Here is a 24,813-nt window from a genome sequence, read left to right as displayed (position 1 = left end):
ATGAGCGTGAAAAACAAAAACATTGAAGACTTTTATCCTCTCTCGCCCATGCAGCAGGGCATTCTCTTCCATAGTCTTGCAGCCCCTAAATCTGGCATCTATTTTGAACAATTTAGTTTGACTCTCCAAGGAAAGCTCAACATTTCAGAATTCCATCGCGCATGGGAGTACGTTGTAGAACGACATTCAATTCTACGAACCTGCTTTGTTTGGGAAGGTTTAAAAGAACCGGTACAAATTGTGCATCGAGAGGTGACACTACCTTGGCAGGAATATGATTGGCAGCATCTCTCCTCAGAAGAACAACAACAAAAGTTAGAACTTTTGTGGCAAAGCGATCGCTCCAGAGGCTTTGAACTGACGCAGCCACCATTGATGCGCCTAACACTAGTTCAACTTTCGGATATCTCCTATAACTTTACCTGGAGCCATCATCATCTGTTGTTAGATGGGTGGTCTGTTCCCTTGATTTTTAAGGAAGTCTTTGCTTGTTATAAAGCTTTTTGCAATACTCAAGATGTTTACCTAGAACCCATTCGCCCATATCGGGATTACATTGTTTGGCTACAGCAACAAAACCTATCTGAGGCTGAGGCTTTCTGGCGACAGACGCTTAAAGGTTTTACTACTCCAACACAGCTATTGGTAAATAAAGCAGCTATAAAATTAGTAGCTCAAACAGATGGCTCTAATGAGCAAGAAGTTAAGCTTTCTGTAGTCACAACAGCAGGATTACAATTTGTAGCAAAGCAATACCAGTTAACGTTAAACACTCTAGTACAGGGAGCTTGGGCTTTATTATTGAGCCGCTACAGTGGTCAGGAGGATGTAGTTTTTGGGGCAGTAACTTCTGGTCGTCCCCCTACTTTAGCTAAAGTTGAGTCTATGGTAGGGCTGTTGATTAACACACTGCCGATTAGAGTACAAGTATCACCTGAAGAATTTCTTTTGCCTTGGCTTCAGAAAATCAAAGAGCAACTAGTTGAAGCGCGTGAGTACGAGTATACTCCGTTAGTGAAAATCCAAGGATGCAGCGAAGTTCCCAAAGATTTATCTTTGTTCGAGAGTATTGTCGTTTTTGAGAACTATCCTATAGATGTTTCCTTACGGCAGAGCGATCTAAATTTTGAGATCAAGGATTTTCATAGCTTTGAAAAGACTAGCTATCCGATAACTCTAACTGTGATTCCAGGTGAAGAGTTGTTGCTCAAGATTACTTGTGATGATAGCGATCGCTTCGACACTGACACTATCACCCGGATGCTAGGACATTTGCAGACTTTGTTAGAGGGTATGGTAACAAAGACAGAGCAACGTCTTTGTGAGTTGTCGCTGTTGACGGAAACTGAGCGACATCAGTTGCTTGTGGAGTGGAATGATACTCAGATTGAATATCCTCAACAGCAATGCATCCATGAGTTATTTGAAGCGCAAGTAGAAAAAACACCCAATGCTGTGGCGGTGGTGTTTGAAGACCAACAATTGACCTATGGGGAACTGAACGCCAAAGCGAATCAACTGGCACATCATTTGCGATCGCTGGGAGTAAGACCAGAGATATTAGTTGGGATTTGCGTAGAGCGATCGCTTGAAATGGTCATCGGACTATTAGCCATCCTGAAAGCAGGTGGTGCATACATCCCACTAGACCCTAGTTATCCTCAAGAGCGATTGGCTTATATGTTAAAAGACTCTCAACCAAGCGTGTTATTAACTCAACAGCACCTAGTAGAAAGTCTATCAACTCACAAAGCTAAAGTAGTTTACATTGATGGCAATTGGGGACTAAGTGTCGGTCAAAACACAGGAAATCCTGCGTGTAACATTACTTGTGATAACCTTGCTTACGTCATCTACACCTCCGGTTCTACAGGTAAACCAAAAGGTGCAATGAATACCCATCGGGGAATCTGCAATCGCTTACTGTGGATGCAGGACGCGTACCAATTAACAGCAGCAGATAGTGTGTTGCAAAAAACTCCTTTCAGTTTTGACGTATCTGTATGGGAATTTTTCTGGTCGTTGATCGCAGGTGCACGTTTAATTGTTGCTCAACCAGAAGGGCATCGAGATCCTAACTATTTAGTCAACTTAATCACAGAGCAGCAAATTACAACCTTACATTTTGTACCATCAATGCTACAAGTGTTTTTGGAAGCAAAAGGTTTGGAAAAATGTCAGTCTTTGGTGCGGGTGATTGCAAGCGGTGAAGCATTGTCTGCTCAACTTCAAAAACGCTTCTTTAATCAATTTGATGCCCAACTCCATAATCTCTACGGCCCAACAGAAGCTGCTGTAGATGTCACTTTTTGGCAGTGCAAAGATAGTATTGCCAACCAAAAGACAGTTCCCATCGGACGTCCAATTGCAAATATCCAGATTTATTTGCTTAATAGGGAGCTAAATCCTGTTGCTGTAGGTGTAATGGGTGAAGTTTATATTAGTGGTGTGGGAGTAGGTAGAGGTTACTTAAACCGCCCGGACTTGACAGCAGAAAAATTTATCCCCAACCCCTTTAGCAATGAAGCAGCAGCGCGTCTCTATAAAACTGGGGATTTAGCTCGTTATTTAGCAAATGGAGAAATAGAGTACATCGGTCGCATTGACCATCAAGTAAAAGTCCGTGGTTTTCGGATTGAATTGGGAGAAATTGAAGCATTCATCAACCAACACCCAGCAGTCCAAGAAACTGTAGTTGTTGTAGGTGAAGATTCAGAAGATTCTAAGCGTTTAGTTGCTTATGTAGTTACTCAAAAAGAGCAAACATTGACGATTCTTGAACTAAGCGGCTTTTTGGAGTCAAAGTTGCCAAGCTACATGATACCAGGGGCTTTTGTCATATTAGAGGCACTCCCACTTACACCTAATGGTAAGGTTGACCGAAAAGCACTACCTATTCCTGAATTAACACAGATATCATCATCGAATATTATTCTTCCTTCCACACCAATTGAGAATTTATTAGCAGGTATTTGGGCAGAAGTACTTGGTATTGAAAAAGTAGGTATTGATAATAATTTCTTTGAACTAGGTGGTCATTCCTTAATCGCCACTCGCGTAATTTCCCGAATCCGGCAAGTGTTTCAAGTAGAGCTTCCTTTACGTTATTTGTTTGAAAAACCAACAATAGCTGGGTTAGCAAAAGAAATTGAAAAAGCAATTAAGGTAGACTCAGGAGTTGAGGTAACGAATATTGAGCGGATTGTGCGATCGCTAGAGTTACCGCTATCATTTGCTCAACAACGGTTATGGTTTCTGTCCCAATTAGAGCCAAATAGTTCCTTCTACAATATATCTGCTGCTGTTCGCCTAGAGGGACAATTGAATGTAGAGTTACTGCAACAAAGTTTTAACGAGATTATCAACCGTCATGAAGCCCTGCGAACCAATTTTCAAACAATAGAAGGGCAAGCGATCGCTGTCATCCATGAGGTAATGTCATTAATATTACCAGTATTGGATATTAGCGAGCTATCTTTAAACCAACAAGAAGCCGAAGTCAAAAAACAGGTTTCTCAAGAAGCACAAAAAGCTTTTGATCTCAAAAACGACTTGCTGTTGAGAGTGAAATTATTACGTCTTGGTCAAGAAGAACACATAATATTATTGACAATGCACCACATCGTCTCTGACGGTTGGTCAATAGATGTACTTGTGAGGGAGTTAGCAACACTTTATCAAGCTTTCTGTGATGGACAACCGTCACCGTTACCTGAACTACCAATACAGTATGTAGACTTTGCGGCTTGGCAACGACAATGGCTGCAAGGAGAAGTACTCAAAAATCAGACATCTTACTGGCTCAAGCAGTTAGCAAATGCGCCAAAAGTCTTAGAGTTACCCACTGATTATCCCAGACCAGCAATTCAGACCTTCCGGGGTTCGACCTACTCATTCAACCTATCTGATAAACTCTCTGTTGCTTTAAATAAATTCAGCCAGCAACAGGGAAGTACCTTATTTATGACTCTGTTGGCAGCTTTTCAAACATTGCTATGGCGTTACACAGGCAGCGAAGATATTGTGGTTGGTTCGCCTATCGCTAACCGCAACCGAGCAGAGATAGAAGGGCTAATTGGATTTTTTGTCAATACTTTAGTACTGCGGACTAACTTAGTAGGAAATCCCAGCTTTGAAGAATTACTAAAACGGGTGCGAGAAGTAGCTTTAGGAGCTTATGCACACCAGGATTTACCTTTTGAGTTGTTAGTTGAAGAACTGCAACCACAGCGAGATTTGAGTCATACACCACTATTTCAAGTGATGTTTGTACTTCAGAATACGCCGATATCTGCTTTAAAGTTGCCTGGTTTAACTTTAAGCCCTTTAGAAAGCAATAGTCATACTGCGAAGTTGGATTTGACCCTATATCTAACTGAAACAGTTGATGGTTTATTGGGTAATTTAGAATACAATACTGATTTATTCAAGGAAAGTTCTATACAAAGAATGGTAGCGCATTTGCAAACGTTGCTTGAAGGAATTGTTGCTAATTCAAAGCAGCGTTTATCGGAGCTACCAATATTGACAAAATTTGAGCGACATCAGTTGCTTATAGAGTGGAATGATACGGAAGAGGAATATCCTCAACATCAATGCATTCATCAGTTATTTGAAGCGCAAGTAGAAAAAACACCCGATGCTGTGGCGGTGGTATTTGAGAAAGAACAACTTACTTATCAAGAACTGAACAGCAGAGCAAATCAACTAGGGCATCATTTGCGATCGCTGGGAGTAAAATCAGAGGTATTAGTGGGGATTTGTGTAGAGCGATCACTCTCTATGGTCATCGGACTATTAGCTATCCTCAAAGCAGGTGGAGCATACATTCCACTAGACCCTAGTTATCCTCAAGAGCGATTGGCATTTGTATTAGAAGATGCCCAAGTGTCAGTGCTGCTAACTCAAGCCTCACTTGTAGAAACAATGCCGCAACATAAAGCTCAAGTTGTTTGTTTTGATACACATTGGCACAACATTGCACAACAGAGCAAAGAAAATTTATTATCTGAGCTAACTACTGACAATCTAGCTTATGTCATCTATACTTCTGGTTCAACAGGTAAACCAAAAGGCGTACAAATTCCCCACACTGCTTTGAGCAACTTTTTGTACTCCATGAGGCAAACACCAGGATTAACCCATGAAGATACTTTACTAGCGGTAACAACATATTCCTTTGATATTGCGGCGCTAGAACTTTTTCTACCAATCATAGTTGGTGGTTGTTTAGTAATCGTTAGTCGGGAAGTTGCCTCAGACGGAACACAGTTGTCAGCAAAACTGACAGACTCAAAAGCTACAGTTATGCAAGCCACACCAGCGACTTGGCAACTACTTCTAGCAGCAGGTTGGGATGCTAATAAGCAATTAAAAATCCTCTGTGGTGGAGAAGCTTTACCTGGACAATTAGCCAATCAATTATTGCATCGATGCGCCTCTTTGTGGAATATGTACGGCCCGACAGAAACCACGATTTGGTCAGCAGCATCTCAGGTAGAAAATGGTAGTACTATTGTACCGATTAGTGGTGCGATCGCTAATACGCAACTTTACATCCTAGACCAATACAGGCAGTTAGTTCCTGTAGGTGTTGCAGGAGAATTGCATATAGGTGGGGATGGACTCGCACGAGGCTATTTCAACCTTCCTGACCTGACAGCAGAGAAATTTATACCTAACCCATTTAGTACAAAAGCTACGCGTTTGTATAAAACTGGAGATTTAGCCCGCTATTTACCAAATGGAGAAATAGAGTACATCGGTCGTATTGACCAGCAAGTAAAAGTCCGTGGTTTTCGCATTGAACTAGGAGAAATTGAAGCAGTAATCAGCCAACATCCTAAAGTTCGAGAAACTATAGCTGTAGTACATAATGATTTGAGAGATTCTCAAATAATAGTCGCATATCTAGTTCCTCAAATTGAGCAAACATTGGCAATTTCTGAACTACGGAGCTTTTTGGAATCAAAGTTGCCAAGCTACATGATACCAGGGGCTTTTGTAATATTAGAGGTACTACCGCTCACGCCTAATGGTAAGGTTGATCGCAAAGCATTACCCGCACTTGATACAATACGCCCAGAATTTGAAGAAACCTTTGTTGCTCCTCGGACGCTTGTTGAAAAACAGTTAGCGATTATCTGGATGCAAGTACTTGGCTTAGAAAAAATCGGCATAAACGACAACTTTTTTGAATTGGGTGGACACTCACTCTTAGCTACTCAAATTACATCCCGCATTAATAAAATATTTGATGTAGATTTACCACTCCGCCAATTTTTTGAATTTCCATCGATTGTAAAAATAGCCAAAATCATTGATTCTAAAAAGCTATCAGCTAATTCTAATTTATCACTTGAACGTGTTGCAAGAGAGACAGAATTACCCTTATCTTTTGCACAAAATAGATTATGGTTTTTGCATCAATTAGATCCAACTTCATGTATTTATAATGGTTCTAGCGCAGTACTACTACAAGGTTCACTCAACTTAATAGCTTTAGAGCAAACTATTAATGAAATAGTGCAAAGACATGAAATATTACGAACTTGTTTCCAAATTTCAAATGGTCAACCAGTCCAAATTATTACTCCTATTCTAGATATACCCTTGCAAATAGTAGACTTGCAAAATTTACCTCACACTCAACAAAAAGCAGAAGTAGAAAGATTAAGATTAGCGGATTATCAACAAGTATTTGATTTAACCCAAGCTCCCTTGTTACGCTTAACTCTTTTACGATTGAACACTAAAGAGTATATATTGTTGGTAACGATGCATCATATTATCTCTGATGCGTGGTCAGAAGGAGTATTTATCCGGGAATTGTCAGCACTTTACGAAGCGTTTTCTAGTGGTCAACCTTCACCACTTACAGAGATGAATATCCAGTATGCAGACTTTGCTACTTGGCAAAAAAGCTGGTTACAGGGTGAAGTACTTGATACCTTACTTACATACTGGAAAAAGCAATTAGGAGACAATTTACCAGTTTTGCAATTACCTAGAATTCGTCAAATTTCAGAACTGAAAAGTTCTCAGGAGAAGCGGCAAACCTTGAAACTTTCTAAGACATTATCACAAGCGATTAAGAAGCTAAGTAATAGTCTTGGAATGACATTATTTATGACGCTACTTGGAGCATTTAATGTTTTACTGTATTGGTATACAGGCGGCAAAGATATTGTTGTTGGTACTGATATTGCCAATCGTAATATAATTGAAACAGAAAATTTAATTGGTTTTTTTGTTAATCAATTAGTATTGCGTAGTCACCTATCTGATAATCCCAGTTTTAGCGAATATTTACAACAAGTACGTAAAGTTTGCCTAGAAGCTTATGCTCACCAAGATTTACCATTTGAGAAGTTAGTTAGCACTCTTAATCCCAAAAGAGATTTAAACCAGACTCCTCTATTTCAAGTCAAGTTTCTCCTCCAAAATGCTCCCACACATCCTTTAGAGCTTTCAGATTTAACATTGACTCGTTTAGATGATTTAGAAAATGCGATCGCCAGATTTGATCTGCTGCTGGAATTAACAGATACAGAGCAAGGAATAGTTGGGTTATTAAAATATAACAAAGACTTATTTGATGCAAATAGCATAGCCAGATTACTAAATAGCTTTGAAACAATTTTGTCTCAAATTGTTGTAGACCCTGCTATGAAATTAAGTGAGATAGAAGAAATTATCAACAAATCAGACAAAGAACATCAGTTAAGTCAAGAAGAAAAGCGAAAAGATAAATATCAACAAAAATTAAGTGTGATTAAGCGAAAAGCAATTAATATTGTTGTCACTGAAAGTTGAGGAATAAAATGAAAGAACTAAAAATAGGCAACTTTAACTTACAGCATAAACTCCAGAACCGTGGAAGAAAATCTATCAGTTTAGAAACCGAACTAATTAAACTAGATAATTTTGGAAATCAGCAAATACCGTTAATTATAAAACCCTCAATATCAGATGTTGATATTGCAGATTGGGCAGAGGCGAATAGAGAATTTATAGATGCAAATTTAATTAAATATGGTGCTATACTTTTTAAAGGATTTAATATTACTACAGCAGACGCATTTGAAAGGTTTGGTTTAGCGGTTTGCTCAGAACTATTCAATGAAAATGGTGAACATACCCGTGAAACAGTAACTGGTAAAGTTTATACTCCAGTTTTTTATCCTGCGGATAGCAAGTTATTGTGGCATAACGAGAATTCTTTTAATCATCAATGGCCTGCAAAAATTTTGTTTGGCTGCCGTCAACCTGCACAGCAAGGAGGAGAAACGCCAATAGTTGATAGTCGTAAAGTGTTTCAACTCATAGAACCCCAAATTAGGGAACAATTTGTTGAAAAGCAAGTTATGTATGTTCGTAATTATGGAAACGGATTAGGGCTTGATTGGCAAAGGGTTTTTCAAACTCAAAGTAGAGCAGATGTAGAGAAATTTTGTCAAAATAATTTAATTGATTTTGAATGGAAAAAAGACGGTGGATTGAGAACTATTTCTATTCGCCCAGCCGTAATAAAGCATCCTCAAACAGGTGAATTTTCTTGGTTTAATCAAGCACAACATTGGCATTTAGCTTGTTTAAATGCACAAACCCGTGAGTCACTACTATCATCTTTTAAAAAAGAAGATTTACCACGAAATTGCTTTTACGGCGATGGCACTCCCATTGCAGACTCTACGATGGTTGATATCTGTGGAGTATATCAGAGGCTAGAAATATCTTTTCCTTGGCAACAAGGAGACATATTATTACTTGATAACATTTTAACTGCTCATGGGCGCAATCCTTATGTGGGAGAACGTAAGCTTTTTGTTGCGATGAGCGAACTGATAAGTTTTAGTGAAACTTAAGGTAGCTAATTTTCAACTAATGATTATCTATTATAATATGTGAAAAGTTTTGACTAAATTTGAAATTGTAATTGAGACATAAAATGCAACAGATAATTCAAGGTTTTCCACTATCTCCTCAACAAAAGCACCTTTGGTTACTACAGCAAGATAGTTATTTATATCGGAGTCAATGTGCTATCCTTATTGAAGGAGATATAGAAATAAAAATACTGAAAGAAGCGTTAGAGAAAGTTATTGCTAGAAATGAGATTCTTCGCACAAGTTTTCATCGTCCGCGTGGTTTAAAAATACCTATTCAAGTTATAGATACTAACAAAAACATATTTATAGCCGAGCATACCTTAGAAAATAACTTTTCTCAACCGGAAGAGATAGAAGCAGTTTTCAATAAACTAAAGCAAGAGTCTGTAAAATTAGCGTCAGGTCAATTATTAAAAGTAGAATTGGTAATTTGCTCATCCAAAAAACACTTTTTATTTATAAACTTACCATCTCTGTGTGCCGACTATAAAACATTAAAAAATATAGTTTATGAAATTAGTCAATATTATACTATCTGTTTGCAGAATGCAGAAATAACTGAAGAACCATTACAATATGCTGATGTTGCTACATGGCAAAATGAATTACTTGAAGCAGAAGAGACTGCAACAAGGAGAACATATTGGCAGCAAGTAGATTTTTCAGATATGGATACCTTAGAGCTTCCTTTTGAGAATCGGCTTTCTGAAGAATCAAAATTTGAACCTCAAGTTATTAAGTTAGCAATTCACAGCGACTTACTCATTAAGATTGAAGAAATTGTCCAAAAATCTCAAATTTCAATAGATATATTTTTCCTTACTTGCTGGCAAATTCTACTTTGGCGTATTACTGGGCAATCAAACTTAATTATAGGTCTAGGTTGTGATGGTCGCAATTATGAAGAATTAAAAGCAGCATTAGGTTTATTTGCCAAATATTTACCTCTCGCTTGTCATCTGCAAGAAAACGATACATTCAGTAATACTTTGATACAGGTTAATAACTTAGCAGAAGAAATACTTGAATGGCAGGATGGTTTTAGCTGGGACACATTTCCTAAGATAAATGGAGATGGTATACAACATTCGTATTTACCATTTTGTTTTGATTTTGAAGAAGCAGTAACTAATTATTATGCCCCTCAAGTATCATTTTCAGTTCATCAGCATTACGTATGCTTTGACCGATTTAAAGTAAGGCTATCTTGTGTTCGTACACAACATAATTTAGTCAAAGCAGAATTTCACTATGATGAAAAACTTTTCCGTAAAGAAGATATTCAACGTTTGGCAAATCAGTGGCAAACTTTGTTAATCAGTGTTATAAATAATCCCTCTACAGCGATATCACGATTAGATATCTTCAGCGAACAAGAGCGGGAAGAACTCTTAGTTGCATTCAATAATACTAAAACGCCAGAACTACAATACAAGTGCATCCACCATTGGTTTGAACAGCAGTGCGATCGCATGCCAGAAAACATTGCTATTATTTATCAAAATCAGCAGTTTACCTACCAAGAATTAAACAGTCGTGCTAACCAGCTAGCTCATTACTTACAAAAATTAGGCGTTAAGCCAGATGTAATGGTAGGGCTTTGTGTTGAGCGATCGCCTTTAATGTTGATTGCACTTTTAGGCATCTTAAAAGCAGGTGGTGCTTATGTACCAATTGACCCTAGCTATCCCTTAGAAAGAAAAGCTTTTATCCTCAACGATTCTCAAATGCCAGTGCTGCTGACTCAACAGCATATAATGGTAGACTTAGCTACAAATGGAATTAAAGTAATTTATTTAGATAGTGATTGGGATATAAACCAACAAAAAAATGAAAATCCAATTGCTACAACAAGCGAATTAAATTTAGCATATATTATTTACACTTCCGGTTCCACTGGTAAACCTAAAGGAACTCTAATCCCCCATCAAGGATTAGTTAACTACCTAAGTTGGGCTACTCAAAGATATGCAGTAGAACAGGGAGTAGGAACTTTAGTCCACTCACCTCTGGGTTTTGACTTAACAATCACCAGTCTTTTCTCACCTTTGTTAGTTGGTGGCACAGTAGAATTACTATCAGAAGAACAAGGGATTGAAACCCTTTCTCAAGCTTTAAAGAAAAGCTCAAATTTAAGTTTGGTGAAAATTACCCCTGCTCACTTAGATTTGCTAAAACAACAGTTATCCAAGGAAGAGATAGCAAATAAAACGAGAGCTTTTATTATTGGTGGTGAAAATTTATTAGCTGAAAGTATTACCTTTTGGCAAGATGTAGCTCCAGATACAATATTAGTAAACGAATATGGCCCCACAGAGACAGTAGTAGGCTGTTGTGTTTATCAGGTTCCAGTCGGGAAACATTTTACAGGTTCCATACCCATTGGGAAGGCGATCGCTAATACCCAGTTGTACATTTTAGACCAATATTTGCAACCAGTGCCAATGGGAGTACCGGGTGAATTGCATATTGGTGGACTTGGATTAGCCAGAGGTTATCTAAATCAACCTGAATTAACAGCCCTGAAGTTTATCCCTAATCCCTTTAGTAAACAAGAAGGCGATCGCCTTTACAAAACAGGTGATTTAGTTCGGTTTTTACCAAGTGGAGATATTGAGTATATCGGTCGCATCGATAACCAAGTTAAAATACGTGGTTTCCGTGTTGAACTAGGAGAAATTGAAGCGGTTATAAATCAACATCCATCAATATCGACAAGTGTAGTTATCCTTCGGGAGGATAAATCTGGAAATCAAACTTTAATAGCTTATACAACTCTCCAGCCAGACAAAACATTAACAACTCCTGAACTGCGCCGCTTCTTGCAGAATAAATTGCTTGACCACATGGTACCCACTGCCTTTATGATATTAGAGGCATTACCATTAACATCTAATGGCAAAGTAGACCGTCAAGCATTGCCAATGCCCGATGTTCTACGCCCAGAATTAGAAGTTACTTATGTGATACCGCAAACTGAGGTAGAAAAGACAATAGCCTCTGTTTGGCGAAAAGCTTTGAATCTTGAAAAAATAGGCATTCACGATAATTTTTTTGAAATTGGCGGTCATTCATTACTTTTAGTTACGGTTCACAGCCAATTGCAGGAAATTTTAAAAGCAGAACTATCAACCCTGGATTTATTTAGATATCCCACGATTAATTCTTTAGCCAACTATTTAAATTCATCTCCTAATTCCACAGCATTTTTACAGGAGAATGATACTCAAGCAGAGAAAATTTCATCTGGGAAGGCGCAACAAAGAAAACGTCTCCAAAAAATTAAATCAGTTGAAAATAATTAAGGAATTAACAAATAATGAATATTCCAACTGGTGCATATACTACTAACGGTTCAGAAATAGCAATTATTGGGTTATCAGGAAGATTCCCTGGAGCTAAAAATATTGATGAATTTTGGCATAATCTCCAAAATGGTATAGAGTCAATTTCTGTTTTTAGTGATGAAGAACTATTGCAAGCAGGAGTAGATGCAGCACTTCTTAGTAATCCCAACTATATTAAAAGAAATGCTGTTATAGAAGATGCAGAACTTTTTGATGCTGACTTTTTTGGTTTTAATCCCAGAGATGCAGAAATAACTGACCCCCAACACCGAATTTTTTTAGAGTGTGCTTGGGAAGCACTGGAAACAGCCGGGTATAATTCCGAAACCTACAATGGTTCTATAGGTGTTTTTGCTGGTTCTAGCTTAAGCGGTTATTTACTAAACATTTATTTTAATCAAAATATTAGAAACTTAGTAGATGAACAACAAATAGCGATCGCTGCTGATAAAGATTACCTTGCTACACGTACTTCTTACAAACTTAATTTAACAGGCCCTAGCTATACAGTTCAAACAGCTTGCTCAACCTCATTAGTAGCTGTACATTTAGCCTGCCAAAGTTTACTAAACGGTGAATGTGATATAGCTTTGGTTGGCGGTGTTTCCATCAGCGCATCAAGAAAAGCTGGCTATATTTATCAAGAGGGAAGTATTAATTCTCCTGATGGACACTGCCGCGCTTTTGATGCTAAAGCACAGGGAACAGTAGGTGGAGAAGGCGCAGGAATCGTTGTTTTGAAAAGATTAGAAGATACTTTAAATGATGGAGATTTTATCCATGCTGTAATTAAAGGTTCGGCGATAAATAATGATGGCTCAAACAAAGTTAGCTACACGGCACCCCGCATAGAAGGTCAAGCTAAAGTTATCAAAACGGCTCAACTGGTTGCAGAAGTAGAAGCAGAAACAATAACTTATATTGAAGCTCACGGAACGGGAACATCTTTAGGAGATCCCATTGAAATTGCAGCACTGACGCAAGCATTCCAAAACAGTACCAAAAATAAAAACTTCTGTGCAATTGGCTCCTTAAAAACAAATATTGGGCATTTGGATGCAGCTGCTGGTGTTGCAGGTTTAATTAAAACAGTCTTAGCTCTTAAACACAAACAAATTCCTCCCAGCCTGCACTTTGAAGAACCAAATCCTCAAATTGATTTCGCCAATAGTCCCTTTTATGTCAATAACAAACTTTCCGAATGGAAAGTAGACAAATATCCTAGACGTGCAGGAGTTAGTTCTTTTGGAATTGGTGGTAGTAATGCCCATGTAATTTTAGAAGAAGCTCCAGTTGTTACAACTGAAGAGAGTGTTTCTCGTCCCTGGCAATTATTGGTTATCTCTGCCAAAACTCAAACAGCTTTAGAATCAGCTACAGCTAACATTGCTAATTATTTAGCACAGCATCCTGAGACTAATCTGGCTGATATAGCTTATACTTTGCAAGTCGGTCGCCGAAATTTTAATCATCGTAGAATATTGCTATGTCAGGATATTCCTGATGCTATAAAAATCCTAACTGCGCCAAACCAAGAAAGAATTTTAAGTAATTTTTCAGAAACCCGTAACTATTCTATTGTGTTTATGTTTCCCGGACAGGGAGCGCAGTATGTAAACATGGGACGGGATTTATATGAAACAGAACCAGCTTTTCGACAAGAAGTTGATGATTGCTGTGAATTGCTGAAATCACATTTAAAGTTAGACCTCAAAGATATACTTTATCCCTCAACGATAGAAACTACAGAAGAACAACTGAAACAAACTTCCTTAACGCAAGTTGCGCTATTCGTAATTGAATATGCCCTTGCTAAACTTTGGATGGCGTGGGGTGTCCATCCGCAAGCGATGATTGGTCATAGCATCGGTGAGTATGTAGCCGCTTGTATTTCAGGTGTCTTTTCTTTAGAAGAAGCCTTGACTTTAGTCGTAACTCGCGGACGACTGATGCAACAAGTCGAACCAGGGTCGATGCTTTCCGTTTCTCTGTCTGCCAAAGAAATACAACCTATGTTGGGTTCAAAACTTTCTTTAGCAGCTAGCAATGCACCATCCCTTTGTGTGGTTTCTGGTGCTAGTGATGCGATCGCACTATTACAAAATCGTTTGACGAAGCAGGGTGTTGACTGTCGCCGCCTGCATACATCTCATGCTTTTCATTCCGAGATGATGGAGCCGATTTTAGAGCCATTTGTACGGCATCTTAAGGAAGTAAACCTGAAACCACCTCAAATTCCTTTTGTTTCTAACGTTACTGGAACTTGGATTACGGCAGATCAGGCGATCGATCCTGACTACTGGGCTAGACATCTACGACAACCTGTATTGTTTAATGAGGGAATCGCCGAATTGCTGCAACAACCAGAGCGAATACTCTTGGAAGTTGGCCCAGGACGAACATTAACTAACCTAGTCAAACGACAGTTGGTTTCACAGGCTGTAGCCCTAACTTCAGTGCGACATCCCCAAGAGCAAATTTCTGATGTAGCATTTTTGCTTAATACTCTCTCTCGGCTTTGGCTATCAGGATTGCAAATAAACTGGACAGGCTTTTATGCAAAAGAGCAACGCAGACATATTCCTTTGCCTACCTATCCTTTTGAACGTCAGCGTTACTGGATTGAAGCTGACCCCGAAACTACGTTATCAAAGGCGTGGCAACCATCAATAGGTAAAAAGCCAGATATTGCCGATTGGTTTTATATCCCAATCTGGAAACAATCTACACCACTTGAGTTTTTCCAAGAGAAGGAATTAGTAACTGAGCAAAACACCTGCTGGTTAGTTTTTATAGATGAATATGGAATTGGAGGCGAAGTTGCTAAACGGCTCAAGCAGCAATGTCATGTTGTTACAGTTAGGGTTGCAGATAAGTTTACTAAGCTGAACGAATGCACATATACCATTAATCCACAGCAAAGCGATGACTATGATGCCTTACTTCAAGAACTACGAAAAGATAGTTTGATTCCAAACGGAGTAGCTCACTTTTGGAGCATTACGCCAAATAATACTTTATCTAACAATAAGTTCAAAAAGCAACCTTTTGAAAATTGCTATAATCTCGGTTTTTGGAGTTTATTGTATTTTATACAGGCATTAGGAAAAGAAAACATTAGTGATTCTCTCAAGTTAAGCGTTGTAACAAACAATTTATATAATGTTATTGGTGATGAAAAGTTATGCCCAGAGAAAGCAACTATATTGGGGCCATGTAAGATAATTCCCAAAGAATATCCAAACATTAATTCTTGTATTATCGATGTAGTAATTACTGCTGATAGCATCCCGCTAACACAAAAGTTTATTGACTATTTGATTACGGAGTTAACAACACAGCAAACCGATAATCTAGTTGCTTATCGAGGATCTCATCGCTGGATTCAAACCTTTGAAGCTGTCCATCTGCATGAAAGCACTCTAGGTAAAACTAAGTTAAAAGAAGGAGGAGTTTACTTAATTACTGGTGGACTTGGCGGCATAGGTTTAGTGTTAGCGGAATATTTAGCAAAGACAGTACAAGCTAAGTTAGTTTTAATTGGAAGAAAAGGATTACCGGAGCGATCGCAGTGGAAGCAATGGCTAGAAACTCATGATAGTGAAGATAGTGTTAGCCGCAAAATCCAAAAAATGCTCGTGCTGGAAGAGTTGGGGTCAGAGGTCGAGGTTAAAAGTGCCGATGTAGCCAACTACGAACAAATGCAGGTAGCCGTTGCTGAAGCCTTAGAGAAATTTGGTCAAATCAATGGTGTCATCCATGCAGCAGGTATTGCTGGTGGTGGCATAATTCAACTAAAAACAGAAGATGCAGCAAACAGAGTATTAGCGCCAAAAGTTAAAGGCACATTAGTATTAGAGGATATTTTAAACTTACAAAATATTAAATTAGATTTCTTAGTGCTTTGCTCATCTCAAAGTTCTATATTAAATGAATTTGGGCAGGTCGATTATTGTGCAGCTAATGCATTTCTAGATGTTTATGCACATTATCGTACTTCTAAATCTGACCAATTTACGGTGGCAATCAACTGGGGTACTTGGCAAGAAGTAGGCATGGCAGTAGAGACAGCACTACCAGAGCAATTAAAACTCCAACGGGAAGAGAATCTAAAAAAAGGAATATTATCTCAAGAAGGTGCCGAAGCTTTTAATCGTATTTTGCTAAGTAGTTTGTCTCATGTTGTTGTCTCCCCGCAAGATTTTAAAGCAGTAATTGAACAAGATAATTCTTTTAGGTATCTGGAAGAGGGATTAGCATTGTTAGAAGATAAATCAGCTTCAACAAGCCTCTCTCAACTAAGGCATCCCCGCCCTAATCTACGTAATGATTATGTTGCTCCCCGAAATGAAGTTGAAGCAACTATTGCTGAAGTCTGGCAAAATCTGCTGGGAATTAAACAGATAGGTATTTATGATAATTTTTTTGAATTGGGAGGAGATTCATTATTAGCTACTCAAGTTTTCTCCCGATTGCGTCAAGAGTTTCAAGTACAACTCTCTCTACATGGTTTTTTTGAAGCACCCACTATCATGGAGCAAGGCTTAATAGTTGATGAAAAAAACCGGAATTTAGAAGAGAAGTTTAACTTCAAAATGATAGAAAGAATTGAGCGGAGTAATGAACAACAGACATTAGCAAATATAAATGAACTTTCAGATCGAGAAGTTGAGCTATTACTTAATAATATGTTGCAATCAGAAGGGGCTGTTCAATGACCAATACTCATGATATTAATGAAGTTTCATCACAAAATAAACGTGATCTTTTGGCAAAACTACTTCAAGAAAAGGTCGGCAAGCCTCAGATTTTTCCAATATCTTTTGCTCAACAAAGACTTTGGTTTATAGATCAATTGCAGCCTGGTAATTTTGCTAATCATATATGGACAGCTTTACGTCTTACTGGTGTACTTCGTAAATCTGCACTATTACAAACCCTTGATGCAATCGTCCGTCGCCACGAAGTTTTGCGAACTACTTTCGCAACTATGGAAGAAAAACCTGTTCAGGTAATTATTCCAGCTCTAAGTTTAAGTTTACCTACCATAAATCTAGAAGAGTTAACTGAGGTTAAGCAAGAAGCTGAAATTAAAAAATTAGTTATACAAGAAATACAGCGACCCTTCAATTTGAGCCAAGCTCCATTACTGCGAGCTACTTTGCTACGACTAAAAGAAACAGAACACATTCTGGTGTTCACCATGCATCACATTATTTCCGACGGTTGGTCAATGGGAGTACTAATTGAAGAAGTTACGGCACTTTATGAAGCTTTTTCTAAAGGGCAACCGTCTCCACTTGCTCAACTACCAATACAGTATGTAGACTTTGCAAGCTTCCAACGACAACAGCTACAAGGAGAAGCCTTAAAATTACAACTATCCTATTGGAAACAGCAGTTAGAGGGCGCACCAGAATTATTAGAGCTACCCACTGACAAACCACGACCTGCCGTTGGCAGTTTTCAGGGTTCCAGTTATTCATTTGAGTTATCCGATGAGTTACGTATAGCTTTAAATAAATTGAGCCAGCAGCATGGAACTACCTTATTTATGACTCTGCTGGCAGCCTTTAAAATATTGCTATGTCGTTATACTGGTAGTGAAGATATTGTTGTTGGTTCACCGATCGCTAACCGCGATCGCACAGAGTTAGAAGGATTAATTGGTCTTTTTGCCAATACAATTGCACTGCGAACTAATTTAGCGGGTAATCCTACCTTTGAGGAGTTACTAACTCGTGTGCGGAAAGTAGCATTAGGAGCTTATGCTCATCAGGATTTACCTTTTGAGCAATTAGTAGAAGAACTACAACCACAACGGAACTTGACTTACACACCAGTATTTCAGGTAATGTTTGTACTTCAGAACATACCAATGCCTATTTTAGAATTGCCTGGTTTGACTGTAAGTCCCTTGGCAATTGATAATGGTAGTGCTAAGTTTGATTTGACTTTAGAAATAATAGAAACACCAGGAAAGCTTTTTGCTAATCTAGAGTTTAATACAGATTTATTCGAGGAAACTACTATAAAACGGATGGCTGGACATTTCCAGACATTGCTTAAAAAGATTGTTGCAAAACCGGAGCTACGCCTTTTAGAATTATCATTACTAACAGAACCTGAGCAGCATCAATTGCTGCGAGAGTGGAATGACACAAAAGTTGAGTATACTCAACACCAATGTATCCATGAATTGTTTGAAGCACAGGTACAGAAAACACCTGATGCGATCGCAGTCGTCTTTGAAAACGATCAACTAACCTACCGCGAGTTAAACAACCGAGCGAATCAACTAGCTCACTATTTGCAAAAGCTAGGAGTAAAACCAGAGGTATTGGTAGGGATTTGTGTAGAGCGATCGCTCTCTATGGTCATCGGGTTACTAGCCATCCTCAAAGCAGGTGGTGCATACGTACCGTTAGATCCAGCATATCCACCAGAACGTTTAGCCTTCATATTGCGAGATGCTGCTGTATCAGTACTACTAACACAGCAGCAGCTGATAGAGAATTTGGCACAACATCAGACTAGGGTTGTTTATCTAGATACAGATTGTGAAATTGTAGCTCAACAAAGCTCACAAAACCCAATTAGTGAATGTACGACTGATAACCTAGCTTACATCATCTACACGTCTGGCTCAACAGGTCAACCCAAGGGCGTCTTAGTCAATCACAGCAACGTTGTTCGTTTGTTAGCAGCAACTGAACACTACTATAATTTTAACCAACATGATGTTTGGACACTATTCCACTCCATAGCCTTTGATTTTTCCGTTTGGGAAATTTGGGGAGCATTGCTATATGGTGGAAAATTAGTGGTAGTACCGTATTGGTTGAGTCGTTCACCTCAAAAGTTCTATCAATTATTGTTAACACAGCAAGTGACTGTACTTAATCAGACGCCTTCTGCTTTCCGACAACTGATACAGGTAGAGGAATCCCTGGAAAATAGTAACAACCTAAGCCTACGAAAAGTAATTTTTGGTGGAGAAGCATTGCAAATTGAGAGTTTAAGACCTTGGTTTGAACGTCATGGCGACCAGTCACCAGAGTTAATTAACATGTACGGGATTACGGAAACTACTGTGCATGTGACATATCGTCCATTAAAAATGGCAGACTTAGAAGTAGCATCAGCAAGTTTAATAGGTCGTCCAATTGGTGACTTACAAGTTTATTTACTAGATAGATATAGGCAGCCAGTACCCATAGGAGTACCAGGTGAAATGTATATTGGTGGTGCTGGTGTAGTCAGGGGTTATTTAAACCGACCAACATTAACTTCTGAAAGATTTATTCCTAATTGCTTTAGTAATAAACCCAATGCGCTTCTTTATAAATCCGGCGATTTAGCTCGATATTTACCAAATGGAGATATTGAGTATTTAGGTCGCATTGATAACCAAGTAAAAGTACGTGGTTTCAGGATTGAATTGGGAGAAATTGAGGCAATCATTAGCCAACACCCAGCAGTACGAGAAACTGTAGTTGTAGTCAGCGAAGCTCCAGCAGACTCTCAACGAATAGTCGCTTATGTAGTTCCTCAAAGAGAGCAAACACTGACAATTCCTGAACTACGTAACTTTTTAGAGTCAAAGTTACCAAATTATATGATGCCAACAGCTTTTATCACACTGGAGGCACTACCACTAACACCAAATGGAAAGGTTGATCGCAAAGCGCTACCTGCACCTGATACAGCACGCCCCGAATTGGAAACAGTTTACCAGCCACCCCAAACTGAGGTCGAAAAAACTATTGCCGATATTTGGCAAGAAGTACTTAATGTTGAAAACGTAGGAATCCATGATAACTTTTTTCAACTCGGTGGTCATTCGTTGCTTTTAGTTCAAGTTCATAGTAAATTGCAAAAAACATTTCAAAGAGATTTTCTCTTAGTCGAAATGTTTCAACATCCAACCGTAGGTCACTTAGCTAGATATTTTATTCAGGAAGCAAGAGAAGAAACATCTTTTATCAAACATTCTCATGTTCCTGAAGGTAGGACAGCTTCATTACAGCGTCGGAAACAAGCCAGAAAAGAACACCGGACAGCAATCAAGAAAGGTGGAGTTTCATCTCAATCAGATGAACAAAATTTATAAAATTAAAAAACCTAGCCACAAAGAACACAAAGAAATGATAAATTAAGAAGTTTTTTGTGTAACTCATAAATAGTATTAGCAATGCAGAATAAAAATTACCTTCCAAAGGAGACAAAATGACATTAAGTGAAAAAAAGTTTTTATCCACAAATAATTTTTCTCAAACTGAGCGAATATTACATTCTGAAATTGCTGAGTATATAAAACAAATGTTTGTACCTACTCTGGGAAAATCTATTGAAACCCAGATGGATGAGATAGTTAATGATTTTTCTGAAGAGTTTTTAATTACAAAAAATGCAAATACTAATATTGAGATTGATTTAATAATTAAGAATTTTGGGGAGAGCAAAATACCTTTAGAACCTACTGACTTTGAAAGCTATTTCCAATATTTAGGTGATAACGTTATTTCCCACTCTATACATACATCTTCGCCCCAATTTATCGGTCACATGACCTCGGCGCTTCCTTCTTTTGTACGGCCTCTAGCTAAACTAATGACAGCAATGAATCAAAACGCTGTCAAAATAGAGACTGCTAAAGCTTTGAGCTTTTATGAACGTGAAGCTTTAGCAATGATGCATCGACAAATTTATAGTTTTTCTGATAATTTTTACAACCAGCATATTCAAAATAATCACAGTACATTAGGAATTTTAACTTCTGGTGGTACAACAGCCAATATCACAGCACTGTGGTGTGCCCGAAATAAATCTTTGGGAGCAAAAAATGAGTTTTTAGGCGTAGAAAAAGAAGGTTTAACAGCAGCTCTAAATTTTTATGGCTACAAGGGAGCAGTTGTGATTGGCTCCGAATTGATGCATTTTTCTTTTGATAAAGCTGCGGATTTGATGGGCATTAGTACCCAAAATTTGATTAGAGTGACCGTTGACTCTAACAATCGAGTTAACATACAAGCATTACGCCAAGCTGTTGCAAAATGCCGCGAACAAAACTTACATATTATAGCTATTGTTGGCATTGCTGGAACTACAGATTCTGGTAGTGTTGATCCACTAGAAGATATTGTGAAGATAGCCCAAGAAAATAATATACATTTTCATGTAGATGCTGCTTGGGGTGGCCCAGTTATCTTTTCTCGAAAACATCAACAAAAGCTTGCTGGTATTGAAAAAGCTGATTCAGTGACCATTGATGGACATAAACAATTGTATTTACCAATGGGTATTGGTATGGTATTTTTCCGCGACCCTTATCTAGCTTCTTCAATCGAAAAACATGCTAGCTATACTATGCGTAAGGGATCGTTTGATTTAGGTAAACGTGCTTTAGAAGGTTCTCGACCGGGCATGGCTTTATTTTTACACGCTGCTCTAAAGCTGATTGGGCTTAAGGGATATGAGTTTTTGATTGATGAAGGAATTCGGAAAACTCAATACATGGCTACTCGGATTTTGGTGATGCCAGAATTTGAATTGTTGGCATATCCTGATACTAATCTATTAATTTATCGCTATATTCCAGAACAATTTAGAGGAGTAATTGCGAAAAAACAGTTAACAGAAATAGACAACCAAATTATTAATAATTTTAATGAATACTTACAAAAAATGCAGCGTCAGATTGGCCGCACTTTTATTTCACGAACAACAAAAACAACCATCAGCTTGGATAAAGAATTTCCTGTAATTGCCATGCGTGCAGTCATTGCCAATCCATTAACTACTGAAGAAGATATTGACGCAGTTTTAAATGATCAAATTCAGATTGCTTCTGGAATTTCAATTTCAGATTTATCAAAAATGAATAATTAACTACGTTTTCTTGATTGCTTTAAAGTTAGATAAAAAATATTGATCATTAGGGTTTGACTTATGGATATAGCAAATAATTTTATTCATAGTTTAAATGATAAAGACGAAATCGCTATTATTGGTATAGCAGGTCGTTTTCCTGGAGCAAATAAAGTTGATAGCTTTTGGCAAAACCTGCGGGATGGTGTAGAGTCCATTTCTTTTTTCACAGACGAGGAATTAATATCTGCTGGGATAGATTCAGCATCGCTGAATGATCCAAATTATGTGAAAGCAAGCGGTGTATTAGAAGATATAGAGTTATTTGATGCTTCCTTTTTTGGCTTTTCTCCCAGAGAAGCTGAAATTACAGACCCACAACACCGCCTTTTTATGGAATGTGTTTGGTCAGCTCTAGAAAATGCTGGTTACAACTCTGAAACTTATAGTGGTCAAATTGGTCTTTTCGCTGGTGTAGCAGCAAGTTACTATCTGCTTTCAAACTTATATCCCAACCGAGAGCTGATGGAATCAGTAGACAGCTTCCAAACTTTGATTGGAAATGATAAAGATTTCCTGCCTACGCAAGTTTCTTACAAGTTAAATCTAAAAGGCCCAAGTATCAATGTACAGACTGCTTGCTCTACATCATTAGTTACTGTCCATTTAGCCTGCCAAAGTTTAATGAATGGCGAAAGTGACATTGCTTTAGCTGGTGGTGTTTCTATTGCAGTGCCACAAAAAACTGGCTACCACTATCAACAAGGAGGAATTCAATCTCCTGACGGTCATTGCCGAGCTTTTGACGCTCAAGCTAAAGGAACTAATGGTGGCAATGGTTTAGGTGTAGTAGTCTTGAAAAGATTAGAAGATGCTATTGCCGATGGTGACTTTATTCATGCAGTAATCAAGGGTTCAGCTGTTAATAACGATGGTTCTTTAAAGGTTGGATATACAGCCCCTAGTGTTGATGGTCAAAGGGAAGTAATTTTAGAAGCGCTTGCCCTAGCTGGTGTCGAACCTGAGACTGTTACTTATGTAGAAACGCACGGTACAGGAACCGTCTTAGGAGACCCGATTGAAATTAAGGCTCTTACACAAGCTTTTCGTGCTAGCACAAATAAAAAAGGCTTTTGTGCTATCGGTTCAGTAAAAACTAATATTGGGCATCTGAATACAGCAGCGGGTATGGCAGGATTAATTAAAACCATACAAGCATTAAAACATAAACAAATACCTCCAAGTTTGCACTTTCAGGAGCCAAACCCACAGATAGATTTCGCTAATAGTCCCTTCTACGTCAACACCAATTTATCAGAGTGGAAAACCGACGGTACACCCCGTCGAGCAGGTGTAAGTTCTTTTGGGATCGGTGGGACTAATGCCCATGTTATTTTGGAAGAAGCGCCAGTGATTGAGGCTTCGAGTCCCTCGCGTCCTTGGCAATTGTTACTGTTATCAGCCAAAACCAGCACGGCTTTAGACACTGCAACAGCCCAACTGCGTGATTATTTAGAACAAAACCCCGATATTCCCCTAGCAGATGTCTCTTACACCTTACAAGTAGGTCGTCGAGCTTTTGACTATCGCCGCATCATGATTTCCCACGATCTAGATGATGCGGTGAAATCGCTTAACAGACAAGACCCACAACGCATTTTTAGTCACCACTATGAGCCGGGTCATTGTCCAGTCATCTTGATGTTTTCAGGGCAAGGGTCACAATATGCAAACATGGGTCGAGAACTATATGAAGTCGAACCGACGTTTAAAAAACATGTAGATAGTTGCGCTGTGATTTTGCAACGCCACCTCGGTCTTGATATCCGCTCCCTACTGTATCCCAAAGAACAAGACACAGAGACTGCTTCAAAGCAACTACAACAAACAGCCCTCACCCAAAGCGCGTTATTTGTTACAGAGTACGCCCTAGCGCAGTTATTAATGTCATGGGGAGTACAAGCAGAAGCGATGATTGGTCACAGCATCGGGGAATATGTCGCAGCAACCTTAGCAGGTGTATTTTCCCTAGAAGATGCCCTATTGATTGTGGCAAGAAGGGGAGAGTTAATGCAACAAGTACCCAGAGGAAGTATGCTGGCAATTAGGCTTCTAGAAAAAGATGTGCGATCGCTACTCTCTGCACAGACGTTGGATAAAAATTCTCTACAAATCGCAGCGATTAACAGCCCATCTTCATGTGTAGTATCTGGTAGCTGTGAGGCAGTTGCTACACTAAAAAATCAATTATCCTCTCAACAAGTTGAATGTCGGCTTTTGCATACATCTCATGCGTTCCATTCCCAAATGATGGAACCAATACTAGAAGCATTTATTGAGGCTGTAAAAAAAGTCAAACTGAATCCACCACGCATTCGGTTTATTTCTAATGTAACTGGTACTTGGATTACAGATGCACAAGCCACAAATCACGATTATTGGTGTCAACATTTGCGGCAAACTGTGAGGTTTTCAGATGGGATATCTCTACTGTTAAAGCAGTTTGAAGGTATTTTTCTAGAAGTAGGTCCAGGACGAACTTTAAGCACATTAACAACACAGCATTTAGATAAAAATAGCAAACAACAAGTATTAACTTCCTTACGCCATATTCAAGACCAACAATCTGATGTTAGCTTTTTATTACAGACATTAGGTCGGTTGTGGCTAGCTGGTGTACAGATTGACTGGTCAGGATTTTATAC

7 protein-coding genes are annotated in these 24,813 nt (G+C 38.6%); all 7 read left to right on the top strand.

Annotated elements, in window-relative coordinates; genetic code table 11:
- Positions 1 to 7,815 carry a non-ribosomal peptide synthetase gene (locus tag VE944_RS14580; protein ID WP_324978156.1) on the top strand — a complete coding sequence of 2,605 codons (7,815 nt, stop codon included), beginning with the start codon at positions 1 to 3 and terminating at the stop codon, positions 7,813 to 7,815.
- An 8-nt stretch (positions 7,816 to 7,823) separates the two neighbouring features.
- On the top strand, positions 7,824 to 8,867 hold the full coding sequence (locus VE944_RS14575) for a TauD/TfdA family dioxygenase (RefSeq protein WP_324978154.1): 1,044 nt from the start codon (positions 7,824 to 7,826) through the stop codon (positions 8,865 to 8,867).
- A gap of 83 nt (positions 8,868 to 8,950) precedes the next feature.
- A complete protein-coding gene (locus VE944_RS14570) occupies positions 8,951 to 12,196 on the top strand; it encodes a non-ribosomal peptide synthetase (RefSeq protein WP_324978152.1) in 3,246 nt (1,081 codons plus the stop codon).
- 14 nt (positions 12,197 to 12,210) lie between these two features.
- Complete coding sequence (locus VE944_RS14565; protein WP_324978150.1) at positions 12,211 to 16,956, top strand: type I polyketide synthase; 4,746 nt, start codon at positions 12,211 to 12,213, stop codon at positions 16,954 to 16,956.
- Positions 16,953 to 20,351 carry a non-ribosomal peptide synthetase gene (locus tag VE944_RS14560; protein ID WP_324978149.1) on the top strand — a complete coding sequence of 1,133 codons (3,399 nt, stop codon included), beginning with the start codon at positions 16,953 to 16,955 and terminating at the stop codon, positions 20,349 to 20,351. Before VE944_RS14565 ends, VE944_RS14560 begins: the two co-directional genes overlap by 4 nt.
- A gap of 116 nt (positions 20,352 to 20,467) precedes the next feature.
- Positions 20,468 to 22,129 (top strand): pyridoxal-dependent aspartate 1-decarboxylase PanP, encoded by a 1,662-nt coding sequence (gene panP, locus VE944_RS14555; protein WP_324978147.1) that lies wholly within the window; start codon positions 20,468 to 20,470, stop codon positions 22,127 to 22,129.
- A 60-nt stretch (positions 22,130 to 22,189) separates the two neighbouring features.
- The coding region (locus tag VE944_RS14550; RefSeq protein WP_324978145.1) for a type I polyketide synthase at positions 22,190 to 24,813 on the top strand (2,624 nt) is incomplete at its 3' end.

The organism is Nostoc sp. (assembly GCF_035638895.1).
Taxonomy (GTDB): Bacteria; Cyanobacteriota; Cyanobacteriia; order Cyanobacteriales; family Nostocaceae; genus Nostoc.
This window is presented reverse-complemented; position numbering and strand designations above follow the sequence as displayed.

What these genes read in the sequence shown, in the direction of transcription:
- VE944_RS14570 (WP_324978152.1), top strand. Translation starts at nt 8,951, where the DNA reads ATGCAACAGATAATTCAAGGTTTTCCACTATCTCCTCAACAAAAGCAC.
- VE944_RS14575 (WP_324978154.1), top strand. Translation starts at nt 7,824, where the DNA reads ATGAAAGAACTAAAAATAGGCAACTTTAACTTACAGCATAAACTCCAG.
- VE944_RS14560 (WP_324978149.1), top strand. Translation starts at nt 16,953, where the DNA reads ATGACCAATACTCATGATATTAATGAAGTTTCATCACAAAATAAACGT.
- panP (WP_324978147.1), top strand. Translation starts at nt 20,468, where the DNA reads ATGACATTAAGTGAAAAAAAGTTTTTATCCACAAATAATTTTTCTCAA.
- VE944_RS14580 (WP_324978156.1), top strand. Translation starts at nt 1, where the DNA reads ATGAGCGTGAAAAACAAAAACATTGAAGACTTTTATCCTCTCTCGCCC.
- VE944_RS14565 (WP_324978150.1), top strand. Translation starts at nt 12,211, where the DNA reads ATGAATATTCCAACTGGTGCATATACTACTAACGGTTCAGAAATAGCA.